Below are 6891 nucleotides of genomic sequence, written 5' to 3'. Positions count from 1 at the left end.
CGGGCGACGACAAGACGTTGAGCGTTACGCCGAAGAAGACCTTGACGCTGAAGCGCCCCGGTACCGAGCAGGGCACCGTGCGCCAGAATTTCTCGCATGGCCGTACCAAGCAGGTCCAGGTCGAGATCAAGAAGCGCAAGTTCTCGATGCCCGGCGACAAGCCGGAGCCGGTCGCGCCGCCCGTCTTCACGCCGAAGCCCGCTGTTGCCGCCGCGCCCGCGGCGCCGGTCGTGCGTGAAGCGCCGAAGGCGCCGCCTCCGTCGCCGGAGCGTTCCGGCATGGTGCTGAACGAGTTGTCGCGCGGCGAGATGGAAGCGCGTCGCAGGGCGCTCGAAGGTTCCAAGGCGCGCGAGGTCGAGGATCGGCAGCGCGCGCAGGAAGAAGCCAAGCGCCGCGCCGAGGAAGAAGAGCGCCGTCGCCGCGAGCGCGAGGACTCCGCGCGCCGTCAGGCCGAGGAGGAAGCCAGGCTCCAGGCTGAGGCGGAATCGCGTCGCCGCGCCGAGGAGGAGGCTCGCCGCCGGGCGCCGCAGGCCGCCGACATGGCAACCGTCGAGGACGAAGAAGAGGTCAAGCCCAGGCGGACCGGCACGCCGAGTAGCGGTGCTGGCGCTGGTGGTGCCAGCGCGCCGGCACGTCGCCTCGCTACGCCCGAAGTGGCCCGTCCCGCCAAGCCGACCAAGGGCGAGGAAGACCGTCGCCGCGGCAAGCTGACGCTGAATTCGGCGTTGTCGGACGACGATGCGCGCGGCCGTTCGCTGTCGTCGATGCGTCGGCGCCAGGAGAAGTTCAAGCGCGCGATGCACAATGAGCCGCGCGAGAAAGTCGTTCGTGAAGTGATTCTACCCGAAACCATCACCATCCAGGAACTGGCGCAGCGTATGTCGGAGCGCGCCGTGGATGTGGTCAAATTCTTCATGAAGCAGGGCCAGATCCTGAAGCCGGGCGACGTCATCGACGCCGACACGGCCGAGCTGGTCGCGTCGGAATTCGGCCACACGGTCCGCCGCGTTGCCGAGTCCGACATCGAGGAAGGCCTGTTCAACATCGCCGACCGGCCGGAAGACCTGGTGTCGCGGCCGCCTGTCGTGACGATCATGGGCCATGTCGACCACGGCAAGACCTCGCTGCTCGACGCCATCCGTAACGCCAATGTCGTCTCCGGCGAAGCCGGTGGCATCACCCAGCATATCGGCGCCTACCAGGTCGAGAAGAACGGCCAGAAGATCACCTTCATCGACACGCCCGGCCACGCCGCCTTCACGGCCATGCGCGCCCGCGGCGCCCAGGTCACCGACATCGCCGTGCTGGTCGTGGCCGCCGATGACAGCGTGATGCCGCAGACGATTGAATCGATCAGCCATGCCAAGGCGGCCGGCGTGCCGATCATCGTGGCGATCAACAAGATCGACAAGCGCGATGCCGACCCGCAGAAGGTGCGTACCGAACTGCTGCGCCACGAAGTGTTCGTGGAATCGATGGGCGGCGAGGTGCTGGACGTCGAGGTTTCGGCGACCAAGGGCACCAACCTCGACAAGCTGCTCGAGGCGATCCTGCTGCAGGCCGAAGTCCTCGACCTCAAGGCCAACCCGGACCGCACCGCCGAGGGCGCGGTTATCGAGGCCAAGCTCGACAAGGGCCGTGGTCCCGTCGCCACCGTGCTGGTGCAGACCGGCACGCTGATGCCGGGTGACATCCTTGTTGCCGGCAACGAGTGGGGCCGTGTGCGCGCGCTGGTCAACGATCGTGGCGAGCACGTGGCTGAAGCGCCGCCGGCCATGCCGGTCGAGGTGCTCGGTCTTCAGGGCACGCCGCAGGCTGGCGACCGCTTCGCGGTCGTCAACAACGAGGCGCGCGCCCGCGAGATCACCGAATACCGCCAGCGCCTGGCGCGCGAGAAGGCGGTGGCCAAGCATGCCGGACAGCGCGGCTCGCTGGAACAGATGATGTCGCAGTTGCAGACGAGCGGGCTCAAGGAATTCCCGCTGGTCATCAAGGGCGACGTGCAGGGCTCGATCGAGGCGATCAACGCCGCGCTCGAGAAGCTCGGCAACGACGAGGTGCGGGCGCGCATCGTCCATTCGGGTGCCGGCGGCATCACCGAAAGCGACGTTTCGCTTGCCGAGACCTCCGGCGCCGCGATCATCGGCTTCAACGTCCGCGCCAACGCCCAGGCGCGCGCGGCCGCGGCAGCCGCCGGCATCGAGATCCGCTACTACTCGATCATCTACAACCTCGTCGATGACGTGAAAGCGGCACTCTCCGGCATGCTCTCGCCGGAGCGGCGCGAGACCTTCATCGGCAATGCCGAGATCCTCGAGATCTTCGACATCTCGAAGATCGGCAAGATCGCCGGCTGCCGTATCACCGAAGGCAAGGTCGAACGTGGCGCCGGTGTCCGCCTGATCCGCGACAACGTCGTCATCCACGAAGGCACGCTGAAGACGCTCAAGCGCTTCAAGGACGAAGTTTCGGAAGTGCCGGCCGGCCAGGAATGCGGCATGGCCTTCCAGAACTACGAGGACATGCGCGTCGGCGACGTCATCGAGTGCTTCCGCGTCGAGATGGTGAGCAGGACGCTCTAAATTCGGATATACTTGCCGAGATGACCGGGCGGCGGCCGAAAGGCTGCCGTCCAGAACCTTTATGCATGTCGAGACATGTGGCGCGGTCCCATCCCGTGCTCCACGATTTCAGGACTAAAAGAAAATGTCCCGTTCCACGACTTCAGGTCCCTCCCAGCGAATGCTGCGCGTCGGCGAGCAGGTGCGTCACGCACTGTCCGAGACCTTGCAACGCGGCGAAATCATCGATCCGGTGGTCGAAAACGCCGTCGTTTCGGTTTCCGAAGTGCGCATGTCGCCTGACCTCAAGATCGCCACGGCGTTCGTCTCGCCGCTCGGCGTGAGCGACACCGACGCGGTGGTCGAGGCGCTCAACAAGCACGCGAGATTCATCCGCGGTCGCGTCTCCGGCGCGTTGCGGCAAATGAAGTACATGCCGGAGTTTCGCTTCCGGCTCGATACGTCCTTCGACAATTTCGCGAAGATCAACGAATTGCTGAAGTCGCCTGAAGTCGCGCGCGATCTCGGCCCGGACGAGCAGAACAATAATAAGGACGAAGAATAGTGGCGCGTCGCGGCAAGAAGAAAGGCAGGCCGGTTTCCGGCTGGGTGGTGCTGGACAAGCCGGTTGGCATGGGCTCGACCGAGGCCGTCTCCAAGGTCAAATGGTTGTTCCAGGCCGAGAAGGCCGGCCACGCCGGCACGCTCGACCCTCTGGCGTCTGGCATGCTGCCGATCGCGCTCGGCGAGGCGACCAAGACCGTGCCTTACGTGCAGGATGGCGCCAAGGTCTACCGCTTCACCGTCGCGTGGGGCGAAGAGCGCTCGACCGACGACCTCGAAGGTCCGGTGACGAACAGCTCTGACCGCCGCCCGGCCGAGGCCGAGGTGAGGGCGCTGCTGCCGAAATACACCGGCATCATCATGCAGACGCCGCCGCAATTCTCGGCCATCAAGATAGCCGGTGAGCGCGCCTATGACCTCGCGCGCGACGGCGAAACGGTCGATATTCCGGCGCGCGAGATCGAGATCGGCCGCCTGGACATCACGGAACACGGCGCCGACAGGACGGTTTTCGAGGTCGAATGCGGCAAGGGCACCTATGTGCGCTCGCTGGCGCGCGACATGGGGCGCGATCTCGGCTGCTTCGGACACATCGCGGAACTGCGCCGCGTCGAGGTCGAGCCGTTCACGCCCGAGGATTTCGTCACCGTCGCCGAGCTTGAAGCAGCACGCTTCGGCGACAAGAGCGACGAGAATACGGACGAAGCCGATGCGCCGGTCGATTTCGGCGCCATCGACGCGTTGCTGGTCGACACCGCGGCTGCGCTCGACTGCTTGCCGCAGGTCGCCGTCAGCGACGACGCGGCGACCAAGATCCGGCTCGGCAATCCGGTCATCATTCGCGGCCGGGATGCACCGGTCGAGGCCGAGGAAGCCTGCGCCACCGCGCGCGGCCGGCTCGTCGCCATCGGCGCAATCGAACAGGGCATGTTCAAGCCGAAGCGGGTCTTTGTCGGATAACGGTCCTGTTGCGGTGCCGGCGGTTATTTCTTCGGAATGTAGTCTGTGCCGGACCGATGCATTTCCCGCGGGAAAGAATTGGCCGGGCCTTTATTCTGGTGCCGGGAACTGCGGCAAGCCGGCTTGACAATTAGGCTGGTGTTTTGTCGGGAATTGCACTATATGCGCCGCAGCTTCGCGCCCTGACGCGTTGCTTGCACCGGCCCCTGCTGGACGACATCCCGGCTGTGGGCGTCCCGTTTCCTCCAACAGACAAGGAAAAACACGATGTCGATTACTGCCGATCGCAAGAAGGAATTGATGGCCGAATTCGCAACCGCGAAGGGCGATACCGGGTCTCCGGAAGTCCAGGTCGCCATCCTCTCCGAGCGCATCAAGAACCTGACCGACCACTTCAAGGACCACAAGAAGGATAACCATTCCCGCCGTGGTCTGCTCGCTCTCGTCTCCCAGCGTCGCAGCCTGCTTGATTATCTCAAGCGCAAGGATGACGCGCGCTACCAGACGCTGATCGAGAAGCTCGGTCTGCGTCGTTGACCAATTGACCGGCGGGCTCTCTTCGCAGAGCCCGCCGGTCGCGCATTGGCGCACTGGCTGGTCCGGTGCGGCGGTGCTGGAAAGGAGCGCTTTGCGCTCGTGAAATTCGCATTCGCGCGAGGCGCGTTCCGGAAACATGGGTTTTCGGCGTCGCGCGCGAGGCCGGCCGAAAGTCGGCCAGACCCGGTTCCGGGGCGTGCAGAGGGCCGCTTGGAACCGCCCGTGGACGGTCATGGGGCAGGATTGCAGGACGCTCGCTCGGCTGTTGCGCCGGATATTTCGAGCTTCCCGTTGTCTTGCCCGTGGCTGCCCGAGAAAGGAAGCCTGGAAGGGAGAACCGCGAACCATGATACGGCGCGGCCCCTTCCGCATATGAAGGACAAGATATGTTCAATCAACACAAGGTCGAAATCGAATGGGGCGGCCGTCCGCTCATCCTCGAAACCGGCAAGATCGCGCGTCAGGCTGACGGCGCTGTGCTCGCCACCTACGGTGAGACCGTGGTGCTCGCCACCGTCGTTTCGATGAAGGAGCCGAAGCCCGGCCTCGATTTCTTCCCGCTTACCGTCAACTACCAGGAAAAGACCTACGCCGCCGGCAAGATCCCCGGTGGCTATTTCAAGCGCGAGGGCCGTCCGAGCGAGAAGGAAACGCTGGTTTCCCGCCTGATCGACCGCCCGATCCGCCCGCTCTTCGCCGACGGCTACAAGAACGACACCCAGATCGTTGTCACCGTCGTCCAGCATGATCTGGAGAACGATCCGGACATCCTGTCGATCGTCGCCACCTCGGCCGCCCTGACGCTTTCCGGCGTTCCCTTCATGGGCCCGATCGGCGGCGCCCGCGTCGGCTACATCAACGGCGAATACGTGCTCAACCCGCATATCGACGAGATGGAGGAATCCAAGCTCGACCTCGTCGTCGCCGGCACCACCGACGCCGTGCTGATGGTCGAATCCGAGGCCAAGGAGCTCAGCGAAGACCTGATGCTCGGCGCCGTGATGTTCGGCCACAAGGGCTTCCAGCCGGTGATCGATGCGATCATCAAGCTGGCCGAGGTCGCCGCCAAGGAGCCGCGCGACTTCACCGCGCCGGATTATTCCGCGCTCGAAGGCGAGATGCTGAAGATCGTCGGCGACGAGCTTCGCGAGGCCTACAAGATCACCGACAAGCAGAAGCGCTATGCCGCGGTCGACGCCGTCAAGGCGAAGGTCAAGGCCGCGTTCGCTCCGGCCGAAGGCGAGGACGCGAAGTATTTTTCCGAGCAGATCGGCACCGTCTTCAAGGAGCTCCAGGCCAAGGTCGTGCGCTGGAACATCCTCGACACCGGCTCGCGCATCGACGGCCGCGACCTCAAGACCGTCCGCAAGATCGTCTCTGAAGTCGGCGTCCTGCCGCGCACCCATGGTTCGGCACTGTTCACCCGCGGCGAGACCCAGGCGCTGGTCGTGGCGACCCTCGGCACCGGCGAGGACGAGCAGTTCGTCGATTCGCTGACCGGCATGTACAAGGAGAAGTTCCTCCTGCACTACAACTTCCCGCCCTACTCGGTTGGCGAGACCGGCCGCATGGGCTCGCCGGGCCGCCGCGAGATCGGCCATGGCAAGCTGGCCTGGCGCGCGATCCGGCCGATGCTGCCGACCGCCGACCAGTTCCCCTACACGCTGCGCGTCGTCTCCGAGATCACCGAGTCCAACGGCTCGTCCTCGATGGCGACCGTCTGCGGCACCTCGCTGGCGCTGATGGACGCGGGCGTTCCGCTCGCCAAGCCGGTTGCCGGCATCGCCATGGGCCTGATCAAGGAAGGCGAGCGCTTCGCGGTGCTCTCCGATATCCTCGGTGACGAGGATCACCTCGGCGATATGGATTTCAAGGTCGCCGGCACCGCCAATGGCGTCACGTCGCTGCAGATGGACATCAAGATCGACGGCATCACCGAGGAGATCATGCAGATCGCCCTCGGCCAGGCCAAGGACGGTCGCCTGCATATCCTGGGCGAGATGGCGCATGCGATCTCCGGCGCCCGCGCCGAGCTCGGCGAGTTCGCGCCGCGCATCGAGGTCATGCACATCCCGACCGACAAGATCCGTGACGTCATCGGCTCCGGCGGCAAGGTGATCCGCGAGATCGTCGAGAAGACGGGCGCCAAGATCAACATCGAGGACGACGGCACGGTCAAGATCGCTTCGGCCAACGCCAAGGAGATCGAGGCGGCGAAGAAGTGGATCCACACCATCGTCGCCGAGCCGGAAGTCGGCGAGATCTACGA

General features: G+C 65.0%; 5 protein-coding genes. All 5 read left to right on the top strand.

Annotation, left to right across the window (positions count from 1 at the left end; genetic code table 11):
• Positions 1-2582, top strand: a 2582-nt coding sequence (gene infB, locus Q0L57_RS02115) for a translation initiation factor IF-2 (RefSeq protein WP_296737344.1), incomplete at its 5' end; no start/stop codon positions are given.
• A 124-nt stretch (positions 2583-2706) separates the two neighbouring features.
• Entirely contained in the window at positions 2707-3126 is a 420-nt protein-coding gene (gene rbfA, locus Q0L57_RS02110; RefSeq protein WP_296737342.1) for a 30S ribosome-binding factor RbfA, read from the top strand.
• Complete coding sequence (gene truB, locus Q0L57_RS02105) at positions 3126-4085, top strand: tRNA pseudouridine(55) synthase TruB (RefSeq protein WP_296737339.1); 960 nt, start codon at positions 3126-3128, stop codon at positions 4083-4085. Before rbfA ends, truB begins: the two co-directional genes overlap by 1 nt.
• Before the next feature lie 225 nt (positions 4086-4310).
• The gene (gene rpsO, locus Q0L57_RS02100; RefSeq protein ID WP_296737346.1) at positions 4311-4622 is read left to right on the top strand and encodes a 30S ribosomal protein S15; all 312 of its coding nucleotides are present in this window, start codon (positions 4311-4313) and stop codon (positions 4620-4622) included.
• Positions 4623-5008: 386 nt separating this feature from the next.
• The coding region (gene pnp / locus Q0L57_RS02095) for a polyribonucleotide nucleotidyltransferase (RefSeq protein ID WP_296737337.1) at positions 5009-6891 on the top strand (1883 nt) is incomplete at its 3' end.

It is taken from the genome of Mesorhizobium sp., assembly GCF_024509055.1.
Taxonomy (GTDB): Bacteria; Pseudomonadota; Alphaproteobacteria; order Rhizobiales; family Rhizobiaceae; genus Mesorhizobium.
This window is presented reverse-complemented; position numbering and strand designations above follow the sequence as displayed.